This window comes from Kribbella sp. NPDC004875, assembly GCF_042873375.1.
Lineage (GTDB): Bacteria > Actinomycetota > Actinomycetes > Propionibacteriales > Kribbellaceae > Kribbella.
Genome location: NZ_JBIALI010000002.1, coordinates 117,350 through 130,870, shown reverse-complemented (window position 1 = coordinate 130,870; position 13,521 = coordinate 117,350). Strand labels below are relative to the sequence as shown.

Here is a 13,521-nt window from a genome sequence, read left to right as displayed (position 1 = left end):
CGTGACCACCCAAGCGGCTATCCAGGGACAACCTGTCCGTGGATGAAGTGGGCCTTCTCCGGACCGGGTCGCCCGGCGACGCTGGGAGCAACCCCAAGGAGGAAGTCCATGCACTACCGCACGCTCGGCCGGACCGGGATCAAGGTCAGCCCGTACGCCCTCGGCGCGATGATGTTCGGTGCCGTCGGCAACGACGACCACGACGCATCGATCCGGATCATCCACCAGGCCCTGGACGCCGGCATCAACTTCGTCGACACCGCGGACATGTACTCGCACGGTGAGTCCGAGGTGATCGTCGGCAAGGCGCTCCAGGGGCGCCGGGACAACGTCGTACTGGCGACCAAGTCGCACCTGCCGATGGGCGACGACCCGAACCAGCGCGGCAACTCGCGACGCTGGATCATGACCGCGGTCGAGGACTCGCTGCGCCGCCTGCAGACCGACTACATCGACCTGTTCCAGATGCACCGCCCGGACCCGGACACCGACATCGAGGAGACACTGTCCGCACTCACCGACCTGATCCGCAGCGGCAAGGTCCGGGCGATCGGTACGTCGACCATGCCGGCCGGCGAGATCGTCGAGGCGCAGTGGGTCTCCGAACGCCGCGGTCTCGAACGGTTCCGCACGGAGCAGCCGCCGTACTCGATCCTGAACCGCGGGATCGAGCGCGAGGTGCTGCCGATGGTTCAGAAGTACGGGATGGGTGCGCTGGTGTGGAGCCCGCTCGCGGGTGGCCAGCTCACCGGGCGGGCCTCGTCAGACCTTCGCCGGACGGCGATGTTCCGGCACATGACCGACGAGCGGCGGCTCGAGGTCGTGGCGCAACTGGGTCCGGTGGCCGACGCGGCCGGGCTGAAGCTGACGCACCTGGCGATGGCGTTCGCGATCGCGCACCCGGCGGTCACCTCGGCGATCATCGGGCCGCGGACCATGGAACATCTCGACGACGCGCTGGCCGGCGCGGAGGTCGTCCTCGGCGACGACGTCCTAGACCAGATCGACAAGATCGTCCCGCCGGGTACCGACGTCGGCCGCCTCGACATGGACTACAACACGCCGGCGATCCTCGACGCGTCGCTGCGCCGCCGCACGATCGGCGACCGCGCCGCGGCCTAGCGGAAACCCGCTGTCCCTGGTCCTACGACTCCTAGGGACAGCGGGGCCCTTGCCGGGCGGGAGCGGGTCGCGGATGCTCGAAGCCGAGACCACCTGAAGGGAATCATTGCCATGAGCAAGCTCGCACTCGTCACCGGCGCCACCTCGGGCATCGGCAGCGCATTCGCCGAGCGGCTGGTGTCCGACGGGTACGCCGTGATCGCCGTCGGCCGCAACGCCGAGCGCCTCGACCAGCTCGTCGAAGCCCACCCCGAGGTGAAGATCCGGCCGGTGGCCGCCGACCTGTCGACTCTCGCCGGGATCCAAGGCGTCGCGGACATCGCGGCCGCCGAACCCGTCGACCTGCTGATCAACAACGCCGGTGTCGCGCACTACATGCCGCTGGCGGACCTCCCCGCGGACAAGGCGACCGAGTTGGTCACGGTCAAGGTCCTGGCGCCGACGCTGCTGACCCGGGCCGTGGTCGGTGGGATGCAGGAGCGCGGCAGCGGCACGATCATCAACGTGGGCGGGATGATCGCGTTCAGCGGTCCGGCCCCGAGCTCCGTGATGCCCCGCCGGGCCGTGTACGCCGGAGCACTCGCGAACCTACTCGCCTTCTCGCAGACCCTGAGCGCCGAGCTCGAAGGGACCGGGGTCAGGGTGCAGGCGCTCCTGCCGGGCGTCGTCGCCACCGAGTTCCACACCCGTCAGGGCATGGACCTGAGCGCCGTCCCGCGGATGAGCGCCGCGGACGTCGTCACGGCCGCCCTGCGCGGCCTGGAGCTCGGTGAGACCGTCACGGCTCCAGGCCTCGAGGACAGCAGCCTGCTGGATACGGTGTTCGCCGCGGACCTGGCCGCTTTCGGCGGCCAGAGCCCGCAGCTCGCAAGCCGCTACCGCTAGCTGTAGTTCGCGGTCACGTGGTAGACGCGGCCTCCCCACCCGTCGTCGGGGAACGAGTCGGACACCTTCACGTACCCGGCCTTGTCCGCGCCGAGGTACGGCGTCAGGTCGAAGGTCCGTGCCGCCTTGTTGTTCCCGTCGTGCTCCTGGTTGGTCTCGGTCGCGACCGTGGTCCAGTTCTGCCCGTCACCGCTGACCTGGACGAGGAACTCGTTGTCGATCGTCAGCGTCGCCGAGGCCTTCGTGGTGTCGGACGGGAACGGGAACCGGTAGACGAAGTACGAGTGCCCGTCGGCGAAGCGGTTCTGTACTCCGTTGCTCTGGGACCCGTCCGCGTCGTACAGCCACGGGGTCTCGGCCGCCGTACCGGTGTCGAAGTCGGCCGTGTGGGCGACCAGGATGTCGGACCGGCTCCCGAACGCGAGCTGCGAACCGGACGTCGCGGTCACGTTCACCGAGTGCAGACCGTCCGCCGTACCGGCCGGGATCGTCACGTCGAGGTCCACCGACGTCTCCACCGGTACGGCGTTCCCGCGCGTCCGGAGCGTCACGTTCGAGACAGCGGGAGTCACCGTCCAGCCGGACGGACCCGCGGCCTGCACCGCGACCTTCACCGCCTGGTCCACGGGTCCCGTCGCCTGCACCGTGACCTTGACCTGCACGTGGGTCGTACTGCCGGTCGCGGGCATCACCACCGGGAGCGCCGGATCAGTTGTCGCCGACAACGACCGCGCCGGCGGCGTCGCCGGGACGGCGGCGATCAGCGCGCTGAGCGCACTGGCCTGGGTACGCCAGTCGTAGACGTTCGGGGTCGCGCCGGACCACCGCTCCCCCAGCCGGTCGGACGCGTCCCGGTCGTTGGTCCAGATCGTCGCGACCTGCTGGGTCACGAAGTTCTGGTAGCGACTGTCGTGCGTGGTGTCGGCGAGGTCCATCCAGTACCGCATGAAGATGCCCTTGAACTGCTTGCCGTTGTCGTCACACGTGCGTCCCGGCTGATCGCAGAACTCGGTCAGCGCGCCGTCGGTGACCAGTCCACCAGAACCGATCGCCGCGTCCGCCAGCCGCCGTACCGTGGTCAGCAGCTTCGGGTCGTGGGTCGCGCGCCAGAGCTCGAGGCCGGCGCCGATCGCCAGGCCCTGGTTGTAGGACCAGACCGTGTCGCCGTTGCTCTCGCAGTTGTCCTTGAGACCGTCGTTCACCAGGCCCGCGGAGTTGATCATCCCGCTGTTGGTGAACCAGGTCCAGCCTTCCTGCGCGCGGCCGAGCCAGCGCGTGTCGTTCGGCATCCGGTTGTGCAGCTCGGCGGTGAGCCGGATCCACAGGCCGTTGGTGACGGCGTTCTTGTACGTGCGCTCGCCGTTCCACCAGACACCGCCGCCGCAGGAGCTCGGGTCCCAGTAGCCCTCGACGTACTCCGCGATCTTCACCGCCATGTCGAGGTACTTCGGGTTCTTGGTCAGGTCGTAGGCCTGGACCCAGGTCAGGCCCCACCACTCGGAGTCGTCGATCGCGCGGCTGGTGAAGTTGCCGAGCAGCTCGTCGCCGGACAGGTACCCGGCCGGGAACTTGCCCTTGTCCTTCTCGAACGTGTTGTCCAGCTGACCCAGGTAGCGCCGGTCGCCGGTGCGCTGCATGTAGTCGCCGATGGTCTGCAGGGCGACCGCGGAGTTCCACCAACTCGACGGGAACCAGGCTTTGTTCGGCTCGTAGGAACTCATCAGCTGATCGGCGGCGACCCGGGCGCGCGCGACGGCGGTCGGACCGTCGGCCGGTGACGGCGCCGCGGTGGCGGCCGTCGGCGCCAGGGCCGCGGCGGTCAGGGTCGTGGCGACCAGACAGGCGCCGGCGACCAGCAGACGATGGGCATGTCGATACCTCACCATGGGCGGTTCTCCTCGAAGGGCTTGGAAACGTTTCACCGAGCTTCCGAGGATGTATCGTCGTCGCGCCAGACAACGATGTCAATGGCGCGACGACGACGATTTTCAGCCGAGGACGCCGGCGATCTCGGCCAGCTGCGCCGGCGTCAACGCGCCGTACCGGAGAGCGCCGGCGTTCTCCTCCACCTGCGCGACGGTCTTGAACCCGGGAATCGGGACGAACGCCTCGCTGCGCGCCCACAACCACGCCAGCGCACCCTGCGCGAGCGTCCGGCCGCCGGAGGTCAGCACGTCCCGGATCGCCTCCAGCCGTCGCAGCGACTCGGCCTGATCGCCGGTCCGGAAGTTCCACCCGTGCCGTACGTCATCGTCCGGCAGGCTGCTGTCCGGACTGAACTTACCGGTCAGCAGCCCCATGCCCAGCGGTCCGCGAACGATACTCGCGAGACCGCGCTCCTCGCACAGCGCCAGTACGTCGGCATTGCCACCGAACACGTTGAAGTGCTGCTGGATCGCCTTGCAGTGCGGGCTTTTCGCGAACAGCGCTGCCCGCTCCGGGTCGTCGGTGCTCCAGCCGATCGACCGAACCTTGCCAGCGGCAACCAGCTCCTCGAAGACCGCGAGGACGTCGTCCGCCTTGGCCAGGTCGTAGCCGCCGAGGTGGAACTGGTACAGGTCGATCCGATCGGTCTTCAGCCGCCGCAACGACTGGTCACAGGCCCAGCGGATGTAGTCCGGGTCGCCGTTCTCCCCCGGCGCCTCGCGGGTCTCCTCGACGTAGGTGTAACCGGCCTTGGAGGCGATCACGATGTCGTCGCGGACGTCGCCGAGCGCGTCCGCGATCAGCTTCTCGCTGTGCCCGCACCCGTAGACGTCGGCGGTGTCGAAGAACGTCACGCCGAGGTCGTACGCACGGCGCAGCGCGCGCTTCGACTCGGCGTCGTCGATCACACCCCAGCCCACCGGACTGCCTTGCCGCGCGTGCGGTCCGCCGATCGCCCAGCAGCCCATTCCGAGCGCACTGACCTCCGGCCCACCGTTACCAAGCGAACGCTGAGTCATCTCGACCTCCGAGCACAGACGGGAACGTTTCCAGCATCCTGCGCACGGTCCCGGCCCGGAGTCCAACACGCATTGCTGCTGACCGCGACAACTCTGGCTACTGAGTCCGCCTCCGCCGGCAGGATCAGTGGCGTCGCCGCCGTGACCAGTCCGCGAGATTCCAAAAGTCGACTAACTGAATGAACTTAAAATTGTTTGCATGACTTTCCTCTGGTACATCCCGAACCAGGTCGACCCCGGGCATCGCGGGGACGACACCGTCCAGGGACACAACAGCCTCGAGCGGCTGACCGAGCTGGCCAGGCTCACCGAGGACCACGGCTGGTCCGGCGCGCTGATCGGCACCGGGTGGGGCCGGCCCGACACGTTCACCGTCGCGACCGCGCTGGCCGCCCGGACCACCACGTTCCAGCCGCTGGCCGCGATCCGCCCCGGCTACTGGCATCCCGCGCACTTCGCGTCCGCGGCGAGCACGCTGGACCAGCTGACCGGTGGGCGGCTGCTGATCAACATCGTCTCCGGTCAGGACAACCTCGCGGCGTACGGCGACAGCGAGGGCGACCAGCCGCAGCGGTACGCGCGGACCAAGGAGTTCCTGCACCTGGTCCGGCGGTTGTGGACCGAGGAGGACGTGACGTTCGCGGGCGAGTACTTCTCGGTCGCCGGATCCACGGTCGCGACCCGTCCCGTCGTACGGGAAGGGCGGCCGCATCCGCGGTTGTACTTCGGTGGCGCGTCCGAGGCCGCGCAGCGGGTGGCCGCGACGGATGCCGACGTACAACTGTTCTGGGGTGAGCCGCTGGACGGGGTCGCGGCCCGGATCGCGCGACTGCGGGAGCTCGAGGCCGAGCTGGGTCGCGAGCACGCGCCGCTGGAGTTCGGTCTGCGGATCACCACGTTGGTCCGCGACACGACGGAGCAGGCGTGGGCCGACGCCGAGGCCAAGGTCGCGACGATGGCTGAGGCGCAGGGCACGAAGGACCGGCGCTGGTTCAAGGCCGTCGGTCAGCAGCGGTTGCTCGACCTCGCCGAGCGCGGCGAGGTCCTCGACGACAACCTCTACACCGCACCCGGCAAGTACGGCGGTGGCGGCGCCGGCACCACCTGGCTGGTCGGCTCCCCTGAGGACGTCGCCAAGTCACTGATCAAGTACCGCGATCTCGGCATCACGCACTTCGTCCTCTCCGACACTCCGTATCGCGAGGAAACGGCGCGGATCGGTGATCAGCTCCTCCCGCTGCTCTCCTGAGCTGCTTGGATGAGGACCATCGCTTGACACTCGCCTGCCCGAATGTGTTCGGTTGGTTACCGAGCGCCAGCCCTGGGTATGTGCGCTGTGAGGCATGTGAGGAGCGCTGATGGTCGAATATCTGCCCCGGTCCGCCTGGAACGCGCGACCGCCGAACGCCGGGCCGGGCAACCTGACCGTGTCCCGCGTCGAGGGCGCGGTGATCCACTGGCCGGGCACCGGGTCGACGAAGGTCATCCACACCAAGGCGGCGGTCGCGGCCGCGTTGCGTGGCTGGCAGGACTACCACATGGACACCCGCGGCTGGTCGGACATCGCCTACCAGATCGCGGTCGATCAAGAGGGCCGGGCCTGGACCCTGCGCGGCCTGCGGACCCAGTCGGGCGCCAACGGCGACAACGACGTGAACGAGCGGTACGGCGCGATTCTGCTGGTCCTCGTCACCGGTGAGCAGCCGTCCGCCGCGATGAAGGCGACCACCCGCGGGGTGATCGCCGACTTCCGCAAGCTCTACCCGCGCGGTACGGCGATCCGGCCGCACTCCGCGGTCCGCCCGGAGCCGACCGACTGCCCCGGCGACCCCGCCCGCGCCGCGATCGCCCGCGGCGAATTCACCCCAGGCCACTCGGAGGACGACGACATGACCCCCGCCCAGATGCAGGAACTGAAGAACTTCATCGAGGCCCGCTCGCAGGCCTACGCGCTCTGGGTGCACAAGCAGCTGCGCCGCGACCTGACGGCGGTCGCGAAGGCGTACGCGCTCGACATCAAGAACTACGAACGCCAGACCGACGCCGCCGACGCCGCCCGCGCGGCCGCCGCGGTCTGGGCCACCGCGCCGAAGAACCTGGCCGCCGACGCCCCGGCCCAGCAGGAGCCGGCGGTCCCGGACCCGAACACCGACCCGAAGCTCGAGGACCACGCCCTCGACCCGTTCCCGCCGGTCGACACGTCGGCCCACGAGTCCAAGTAGCCGGTCAACTGGCCCAAACCAGCCCGGCTACGGACAACCTTGTGCACCGGATCCGCACGGCAAACACCTGTCGATACGGACCTGGTGCACAAGCTCAGCACCACACGCATCGGCAGAGCCAGTTGATCCGGTCATTCAGCGCCCTGCGGTCTTCAGGACTCGCAGCGCGTTCAGTGTGATCATCTCGTTCGGCCCGGTGCGCCCCCAGTCGACGATCTCGGGTGAGCGTGTTGCCCTCGACCGACGCACAGCGCCGTACCAGTCCGTCCACGACACCAACGCCGTACTTGAGGGATCGAGTGACCTCGGCCAGGTCGTACTCGGCGGCCTCTACCGCTCGCGGCTCTCCTGGCGGGACCTCGAGTTCCACCAGCGAGACGATCCGCCAATGCGCGCCGGTCCATTTCCGGTACGCCCGCCGATCGGCGCAGGCGTCCGCGAGCAACGTCCACCCGGTCGCATCCATCTCCACATTCTGTCGCCGCGGCCTGCTTGGATACCACCGTGGACCTCAAGCACCTGCAGGACCGGCTCGAGAAGATCTCCGTCGGGTACGGCGTACACCTTGGCTTCGAGCGCGACCCCGACTGGTTCCTGCTCAAGCTCCAGGAGGAGGTCGGCGAGCTCACCCAGGCCTACCTCCAGCACACCGGCCGGGCGCGGACGAAGGGTGCGACCGCGGAGCAGATCCGCGACACGTTCCACCAGGAGTTCGCCGACGTGCTGTGCCAGCTGCTCCTGTTCGCGAAGCAGCACGACGTCGATCTCCCGGCCGAGATCGAGCGCAAGTGGCTGGTCTACGAGGCCTGACGCGGCGGGCGGGCGTTCAACAGGAGGCCGGCGGTCAGCGCGATCGTGACCACCGCGTCGGCTGCCATGCTGACCCAGATCGGGCCCAGGAAGATCGTGTCCACCGCGATCACCACGGCGTACCCGATCGGCCAGCTCAGGGTGCCGAGCAGCTTCCAGAGCGTGCTCCAGCGGTTCGAGGTCCAGAGCAACCCGAGGCCGACCCCCCAGGCGACCAGCGCCAGGATCGTGTTGAGCTCCAGCAGGTACGGCCCGAACATCGCCAGCCCGACCGCGACGAAGTCCTGCGGGCGCAGCCGCGGCGGGACCTCGACCTGCACCAGACCGTCGGTGGCGGCGGCAACGATCTCGCTCGGCCGGCCGAGTCGCTGCAGCACCTCGCGGATCTCGTCCTCGGACGTCGCGCCGCCCGCGCGTGCCTCGGCGATGTGCGCCTTCATGTCGGCGAGCAGTTCGTCCCGCCGACCGGCCGGCAGCACCTCGGCCTCGGTGGCCAGCTCGTTCAGGTACGCATCGACCAGGCGGTCGCTGTCCAGTTCCATGTTCATCCCCGTCTCCCACTCTGCAAGATCTTGTCGACCGACGCGCAGAACCGTTGCCAGTCCGCGGTGAACTCGGCCAGTGCCCGGCTGCCCTCGGGTGTCGAGGTGTAGTAGCGCCGCGGTGGCCCGGACTCGGACTCCTGCCAGCTCGTCTCCACCAGACCCTCGCGGCGCAACCGCGCGAGGAGTGGGTAGATCGTGCCTTCGGTGGTGACCAGTCCGTCGACCTCACCGAGCGCCTTGACCAACTCGAAACCGTAACGAGGCTCTCCCTGCAACAGCGCCAGGACGCAGAACTCCAGCGTCCCGCGGCGCAGCTGCGTGAAGACCTTCTCCGCTACCATGCGATACAAGGTACCTGTCCGCACCAAGATCCGGCAAGAACGCCTGCCGAGTCAGTCAGTCAGTCTTCGGCCGCACGGCGAACATGATGGTGACGACGAACGTCGGGATCGCCACCACCCACAGGCTGCTCAGGTTGAACAGCACCGGCGCGAGGCAGACCACCAGCAGATCGAACCCGCGCGCCGGCTGCGAGAACAGGCCCGGCGGGATCGCTCCCATCGGCGAGGTGACCAGCGGACCGGCGTACGACGGGGGCCGGGCGGACGCCTGCCGGACGGTGCCGGTGATGATGCCGGCGGCAACGGCGAAACAGGCCGAGGCGCTGCCGATCGCGGGGTACGCGAGCGCCGTCCAGACGATCGCGAACAGGCCGGGGACGACCGCCATCAGCACCCGCAACTCCCGCAGGTCCATACCGAGTGCGCGGACCAGACCGGTCGACCGGCAAGCGGTACGGAGTCCGTCGAGCAACGGCCGTACGGCGATGAAACCGGCGATCCCGGCGGCGACCGGAACCAGGACGTGGAAGCCCGCACCGTGGACGGCGTACGGGACGACGAGCAGCGCCGCGCCGATCACCAGCCGGCGCGGCCAGCGGAGGATCCGGTGGAACTCACGGTTCACGATCGCGGCACCCTGCGCGCCCCGGCCGCGGCGGGAGCTCCGCACCCGGCCCTGCAACCGCCAGTGCCGGCCGGAGATGACGTCGCCGAGCATGCTGATGTCCAGACTGCTCGCCGCGCCCGCGAGCCCGGCCAGCAGTTCACCACCCGCGATGACACTCGCCCGGCTGAGCTTGTCGAGCGTCCGCGACGTCACCATCGCCAGCGCGACCGCGAGCAGCACCACGACTGCACAGACCACCAGCAGAAGACTCTGGCCTGAGGGCAACGCGCTGTCGCCCCGCACCTCGGCAATGGTCAGGCTCAGCGTTTCAGTCTGTGCGCCTCGGGTTGGATCAGGTTGCAGCGCCAGCGCTACCGCGGGCACGACTGCGGCGAGCAGCAGCAGGTCGGCGACACGCAGGGTCCACTTCGACCTCGAGGTGCTCTGCTGCGCCCACACCGTCGCCATCGCCGTACACACCAGCAGCGCGCTGATCAGCACCGCTGCCTCGAGCACCCCGATCACCGGCGCCCCGAGCAGCGCCCAGACCACCGCCGCGACCACGAGCCCGACCGCACCCACCGATGCCGTCACCAGCCGGTACGCCGGTCGCAGCAAGGCCGATCGACTGATCGGGGTGGCCAGCAGCCAGAACCCGCTCGCGCGCGTCGCCGAGACCGGGCCGACCGCGAGCAACACCCGCAGGGTGATTGCCACCAGCAACGGAACGATGATCAACGGCATCCACGTCGTGAGCTGACCGCAGCGCCACGTCGAACACCCGGCGGAGTCCGAGTTCAGCTGCCGTACGACGTTCCCGCCGGTCGCACCCGCCATCGCGACCGTGAACAGGACGAGGTAGGCATCCTCGAAGATCTGCCAGAACGACCGGTCCGCGTGCCGCCGCCGGGTCGTCCGCATCCACTGCCGCACCGACCGCGACGACGGGATCGCCCCGAAGTCCGCCGGGTCGAACTCGACCGGTCCGTCGGCAGCGCTCATGGCAGCGGGGTCAGCGTCACGACCGCGTCGGCGACCGTCTCGACGAGGGCCGGGTCGTGGCTCGCGAACAGGATCGACGTACCGGACTTCTTCTCCGCGACCAGCCGCTCGGACAGCCACTGGACACCGCCGACGTCCAGGCGGGCCTCGGGTTCGTCGAGCACCATCAGCGTGCGCGGCCGGACCAGCGCGGTCGCGAGCGCGAGCCGGCGGCGCTGACCGGACGACAGCGAACCCGGCAACTGGTCGGCGGCCGGCAGCAGACCGATCTCGTCGAGTGTGGTGTCGACGAGATCCTCGGGTGTCGGGTTGCCGTGCGCGCGGGCCAGCAGGTCCAGGTGCTCGGCCGCGGTCAGGTCCGGGAAGAAGTCCAGGTCGTCGAGCAGGGAGGCGACGTCGCGTCGGACCGCCTCGGCGCGTTCGTCGATCGGCCGGCCGTCGAGCAGGATCTTGCCCGCGGCCGGGGCGGCCGCGCCGACGATGCACTTGAGCACGGTCGTCTTACCGGCACCGTTCGGCCCGACCAGCGCGATCGCCTGACCGGCCGCCAGCGTGAACGTGAGTCCCTCGATCACCGGCCGGTCGCCGTACTTGTGCTGCAGATCCGTCACGGCAAGCCGTGGCGCCGCCTTCTTGCTCATTTCTGCCGGCTCACTTCTTCCGCACGAGGGTCAGCCCGTCGCCGATCCCGAGCATGATGACGTCCACGCGGTCGTCGGCCGCGATGTGCGCGTTGAACTCCTTGCGGTCGGCCGGGCCATCGGCCTCCACCACGCGGCCGCCGGCCAGCGTGTTGTCGAACAGCAGCAGCCCGTTCGGCCGGATCAGCGGGAGCACCGTCTCGAAGTACTGGATGTACCAGCCCTTGTCGGCGTCGACGAAGGCCAGGTCGAACTCGCCGTCGAGCTTGGTCACCGACTCGTGCGCGTCACCGATCCGCAGGTCGATCTTGCCCGCGACGCCGGCCCGCTCCCAGTACTCGCGCCCGATCGACGTCCACTCGTCGCTGACGTCCAGGCAGATCAGCTCGCCGTCGTCCGGCAGGCCGCGCGAGATCGCCAGCGCGGAGAAGCCGGTGAAGGTGCCGATCTCGAGGGCCCGGCGAGCGCCGATCAGCCGGGTCAGGGTGGTCAGCAGGCCGGCCTGGTCGGCGGTCGTGAGCATGCCGGCCGGGTTGCCGAGCTTCTCGGTCTCCGCCCGCAGCTCGGTCGCGATCTCGTCCAGCGGCATGCCGTGGGCGAGCATGTAATCGTGCAGTTCCTCGGTCACCGGTACCTGATGGCCCATGAATTCCCGCCCTCCGTGTATTAGATCGGTCGCCTGTAGTCTCTATGGGTTGTCAAAACCGATGGACACCACCCCCGAGGAGCACTCCGTATGCGCATCGCCGTCGCCGGATCGATCGCGACCGACATCCTGATGACGTTCCCGGGCCGGTTCAAGGACCAGTTCCTCGAGGAGCAGCTGCACAAGGTCTCCCTGTCGTTCCTGGTCGACGAACTGGTGGTGCACCGCGGCGGCGTCGGCGCGAACATCTGCTACGGCATGGCCCAGCTCGGCTTCCCGTCGCTGCTCGTCGGATCGGTCGGCGCCGACTTCGCCGACTACGGCGCGGCGCTGACGGCGGCGGGCGTGGACATCTCGCACGTCCGCGTCTGCGCGAACGTACACACCGCCCGGTTCACCTGTACGACGGACCTCGACGCGAACCAGATCGCCTCGTTCTACACCGGCGCGATGGCCGAGGCGCGGGAGCTCGACCTGGGCGCGATCCACCAGGCCGCGGGCGGCGTCGACCTGGTGCTGATCGGCGCCGACGACCCGGACGCGATGATCAAGCACACCGAGCTCGCGCGGCAGCACGGGATCGCGGTCGCCGCGGACCCGTCGCAGCAGCTGGCCCGGATGGAGGGTGCGGACATCCGGCGGCTCGTCGACGGGGCGGCGTACCTGTTCAGCAACGAGTACGAGGCGGGCCTGCTGGTGCAGAAGACCGGCTGGAGCCATGAGGAGATCCTGCAGCGGGTCGGCGTACGGATCACCACGCATGGTGGCGACGGGGTCGTGATCGAGGACACCAGCGGGATCCTCGCGAAGGTCCCGGCCGTGCCGGCGCCGAACCTGGTCGACCCGACCGGCGGCGGCGACGCGTTCCGCGCCGGCTACCTGACCGGCCGCGCTGCCGGCCTCGACCACGAGCCGGCCGCCCACCTCGGCTGCACCCTGGCGACCACGGTCCTGGAGACCGTCGGCACCCAGGAGTACACCCTCGACCACCCAACGTTCCTGGACCGTCTCACGACCGCGTACGGCGCCGACGCCGCCGCCACCGCGAAACAGGCGCTGGCCGCTCAGGCTTCCTGAGAGCGGGCCCACAGGCCACGGACGTGGCCGATGTGGCGGCGCATCAACTGTTCGGCGCCTTCGGCGTCGCCGGCCTCCACGAGATCGAGCAACTCGTGGTGTTCGGCCGCTGACGGGACGAGGCGGCCGCTCTCCAAGAGCGGTGTGAGCCCCAGCAATCGGGTCTGCGAGCGCAGATCGGACACCACGTCGACGAGTTTCTGGTTGCCGGAGTACGCCAGCAGCGTGACGTGGAAGACCCGGTCGGCCTCGATGTACGCGATCAGGTCACCGGCCTCGGCCGCGACCACGATGTCCTCGGCCAGCCGCCGCAGCCGCGGGTAGTCGGCGGCCGGGATCGCCGGTACGACGTCCCGGATCGTCGGCGGCTCGATCAGCTGCCGGACCGCCGCGACGTTGTCGAGATCCGCATCGGACACCTCGGTGACCCGGAACCCCTTGTTCCGCAGCGAGATCACCAGGCCCTCGCGGACCAGGTCCAGCATCGCCTCGCGGACCGGCGTCGCGGAGACCCCGAACCGCGCTCCGAGCGTCGGCGCCGAGTACACCTCCCCCGGCTTCAACTCGCCGGAGATCACCGCTGCCCGCAGCGCGTTCGCCACGCTGTCACGCAGGTTCTCCCGCTGCGCGAGGCGTCGTACGCTCGGCAGCGGACCGATCGAATCGGCAGCCATGGTT

General features: G+C 69.4%; 15 protein-coding genes. 6 read left to right on the top strand and 9 right to left on the bottom strand.

The features are described 5' to 3' along the window. Positions 1–108 precede the first annotated feature (108 nt). Together ACFYRH_RS11780 and ACFYRH_RS11775 are read left to right on the top strand one after the other, a co-directional pair. Positions 109–1,122, top strand: a complete 1,014-nt coding sequence (locus ACFYRH_RS11780; RefSeq protein WP_387772124.1) for an aldo/keto reductase — start codon at positions 109–111, stop codon at positions 1,120–1,122. Positions 1,123–1,233: 111 nt separating this feature from the next. Then, positions 1,234–2,007 (top strand): SDR family NAD(P)-dependent oxidoreductase, encoded by a 774-nt coding sequence (locus tag ACFYRH_RS11775; RefSeq protein WP_387772121.1) that lies wholly within the window; start codon positions 1,234–1,236, stop codon positions 2,005–2,007. Here the strand turns inward: ACFYRH_RS11775 and ACFYRH_RS11770 are convergent. Both ACFYRH_RS11770 and ACFYRH_RS11765 read right to left on the bottom strand, forming a co-directional pair. Continuing rightward, the gene (locus ACFYRH_RS11770; RefSeq protein ID WP_387772118.1) at positions 2,004–3,893 is read right to left on the bottom strand and encodes a glycoside hydrolase family 76 protein; all 1,890 of its coding nucleotides are present in this window, start codon (positions 3,891–3,893) and stop codon (positions 2,004–2,006) included. The genes ACFYRH_RS11775 and ACFYRH_RS11770 overlap by 4 nt on opposite strands. A 102-nt stretch (positions 3,894–3,995) precedes the next feature. Further along, complete coding sequence (locus ACFYRH_RS11765; RefSeq protein WP_387772115.1) at positions 3,996–4,952, bottom strand: aldo/keto reductase; 957 nt, start codon at positions 4,950–4,952, stop codon at positions 3,996–3,998. 199 nt (positions 4,953–5,151) lie between these two features. Here ACFYRH_RS11765 and ACFYRH_RS11760 point away from each other — a divergent pair, with 199 nt between their 5' ends. Then, complete coding sequence (locus ACFYRH_RS11760; protein WP_387772112.1) at positions 5,152–6,201, top strand: LLM class flavin-dependent oxidoreductase; 1,050 nt, start codon at positions 5,152–5,154, stop codon at positions 6,199–6,201. 109 nt (positions 6,202–6,310) lie between these two features. Then, on the top strand, positions 6,311–7,174 hold the full coding sequence (locus tag ACFYRH_RS11755; protein WP_387772109.1) for a peptidoglycan recognition family protein: 864 nt from the start codon (positions 6,311–6,313) through the stop codon (positions 7,172–7,174). Positions 7,175–7,268: 94 nt separating this feature from the next. Here the strand turns inward: ACFYRH_RS11755 and ACFYRH_RS11750 are convergent, their stop codons facing one another. Beyond that, the gene (locus tag ACFYRH_RS11750) at positions 7,269–7,640 is read right to left on the bottom strand and encodes a hypothetical protein (protein ID WP_387772106.1); all 372 of its coding nucleotides are present in this window, start codon (positions 7,638–7,640) and stop codon (positions 7,269–7,271) included. 38 nt (positions 7,641–7,678) lie between these two features. Here ACFYRH_RS11750 and ACFYRH_RS11745 point away from each other — a divergent pair, with 38 nt between their 5' ends. Further along, positions 7,679–7,984, top strand: coding sequence for a pyrophosphatase (locus ACFYRH_RS11745; RefSeq protein WP_387772103.1), 306 nt, complete (start codon positions 7,679–7,681; stop codon positions 7,982–7,984). Here ACFYRH_RS11745 and ACFYRH_RS11740 read toward each other — a convergent pair. Genes ACFYRH_RS11740 through ACFYRH_RS11720 form a run of 5 tightly spaced genes read right to left on the bottom strand, consistent with a single transcriptional unit; the run spans position 7,972 to position 11,766 of the window. After that, positions 7,972–8,532 carry an HAAS signaling domain-containing protein gene (locus ACFYRH_RS11740; RefSeq protein WP_387772100.1) on the bottom strand — a complete coding sequence of 187 codons (561 nt, stop codon included), beginning with the start codon at positions 8,530–8,532 and terminating at the stop codon, positions 7,972–7,974. The two genes, ACFYRH_RS11745 and ACFYRH_RS11740, sit on opposite strands and share 13 nt — an antisense overlap. Then, the gene (locus ACFYRH_RS11735; RefSeq protein WP_387772097.1) at positions 8,529–8,870 is read right to left on the bottom strand and encodes a PadR family transcriptional regulator; all 342 of its coding nucleotides are present in this window, start codon (positions 8,868–8,870) and stop codon (positions 8,529–8,531) included. The genes ACFYRH_RS11740 and ACFYRH_RS11735 overlap by 4 nt, the downstream gene beginning before the upstream one ends. A gap of 55 nt (positions 8,871–8,925) precedes the next feature. Continuing rightward, positions 8,926–10,479 carry a DUF6297 family protein gene (locus ACFYRH_RS11730; RefSeq protein WP_387772094.1) on the bottom strand — a complete coding sequence of 518 codons (1,554 nt, stop codon included), beginning with the start codon at positions 10,477–10,479 and terminating at the stop codon, positions 8,926–8,928. Beyond that, positions 10,476–11,120 (bottom strand): ATP-binding cassette domain-containing protein, encoded by a 645-nt coding sequence (locus ACFYRH_RS11725; protein WP_387772091.1) that lies wholly within the window; start codon positions 11,118–11,120, stop codon positions 10,476–10,478. Before ACFYRH_RS11725 ends, ACFYRH_RS11730 begins: the two co-directional genes overlap by 4 nt. A 10-nt stretch (positions 11,121–11,130) precedes the next feature. Further along, a complete protein-coding gene (locus ACFYRH_RS11720) occupies positions 11,131–11,766 on the bottom strand; it encodes an O-methyltransferase (protein ID WP_387772088.1) in 636 nt (211 codons plus the stop codon). A gap of 90 nt (positions 11,767–11,856) precedes the next feature. Here ACFYRH_RS11720 and ACFYRH_RS11715 point away from each other — a divergent pair, with 90 nt between their 5' ends. Further along, positions 11,857–12,843: a carbohydrate kinase family protein gene (locus ACFYRH_RS11715; protein WP_387772085.1), complete on the top strand. Its 987-nt coding sequence runs from the start codon at positions 11,857–11,859 to the stop codon at positions 12,841–12,843. Here the strand turns inward: ACFYRH_RS11715 and ACFYRH_RS11710 are convergent. Then, positions 12,831–13,517, bottom strand: a complete 687-nt coding sequence (locus ACFYRH_RS11710; RefSeq protein WP_387772082.1) for a GntR family transcriptional regulator — start codon at positions 13,515–13,517, stop codon at positions 12,831–12,833. The genes ACFYRH_RS11715 and ACFYRH_RS11710 overlap by 13 nt on opposite strands. Between the last annotated feature and the right edge of the window lie 4 nt (positions 13,518–13,521).

Excerpts from the sequence above, each read along its gene's own strand:
- ACFYRH_RS11780 (WP_387772124.1), top strand. The coding sequence starts at position 109 with ATGCACTACCGCACGCTCGGCCGGACCGGGATCAAGGTCAGCCCGTAC.
- ACFYRH_RS11775 (WP_387772121.1), top strand. The coding sequence starts at position 1,234 with ATGAGCAAGCTCGCACTCGTCACCGGCGCCACCTCGGGCATCGGCAGC.
- ACFYRH_RS11770 (WP_387772118.1), bottom strand. The coding sequence starts at position 3,893 with ATGGTGAGGTATCGACATGCCCATCGTCTGCTGGTCGCCGGCGCCTGT.
- ACFYRH_RS11765 (WP_387772115.1), bottom strand. The coding sequence starts at position 4,952 with ATGACTCAGCGTTCGCTTGGTAACGGTGGGCCGGAGGTCAGTGCGCTC.
- ACFYRH_RS11760 (WP_387772112.1), top strand. The coding sequence starts at position 5,152 with ATGACTTTCCTCTGGTACATCCCGAACCAGGTCGACCCCGGGCATCGC.
- ACFYRH_RS11755 (WP_387772109.1), top strand. The coding sequence starts at position 6,311 with ATGGTCGAATATCTGCCCCGGTCCGCCTGGAACGCGCGACCGCCGAAC.
- ACFYRH_RS11750 (WP_387772106.1), bottom strand. The coding sequence starts at position 7,640 with ATGGATGCGACCGGGTGGACGTTGCTCGCGGACGCCTGCGCCGATCGG.
- ACFYRH_RS11740 (WP_387772100.1), bottom strand. The coding sequence starts at position 8,532 with ATGAACATGGAACTGGACAGCGACCGCCTGGTCGATGCGTACCTGAAC.
- ACFYRH_RS11735 (WP_387772097.1), bottom strand. The coding sequence starts at position 8,870 with ATGGTAGCGGAGAAGGTCTTCACGCAGCTGCGCCGCGGGACGCTGGAG.
- ACFYRH_RS11730 (WP_387772094.1), bottom strand. The coding sequence starts at position 10,479 with ATGAGCGCTGCCGACGGACCGGTCGAGTTCGACCCGGCGGACTTCGGG.
- ACFYRH_RS11725 (WP_387772091.1), bottom strand. The coding sequence starts at position 11,120 with ATGAGCAAGAAGGCGGCGCCACGGCTTGCCGTGACGGATCTGCAGCAC.
- ACFYRH_RS11720 (WP_387772088.1), bottom strand. The coding sequence starts at position 11,766 with ATGGGCCATCAGGTACCGGTGACCGAGGAACTGCACGATTACATGCTC.
- ACFYRH_RS11715 (WP_387772085.1), top strand. The coding sequence starts at position 11,857 with ATGCGCATCGCCGTCGCCGGATCGATCGCGACCGACATCCTGATGACG.
- ACFYRH_RS11710 (WP_387772082.1), bottom strand. The coding sequence starts at position 13,517 with ATGGCTGCCGATTCGATCGGTCCGCTGCCGAGCGTACGACGCCTCGCG.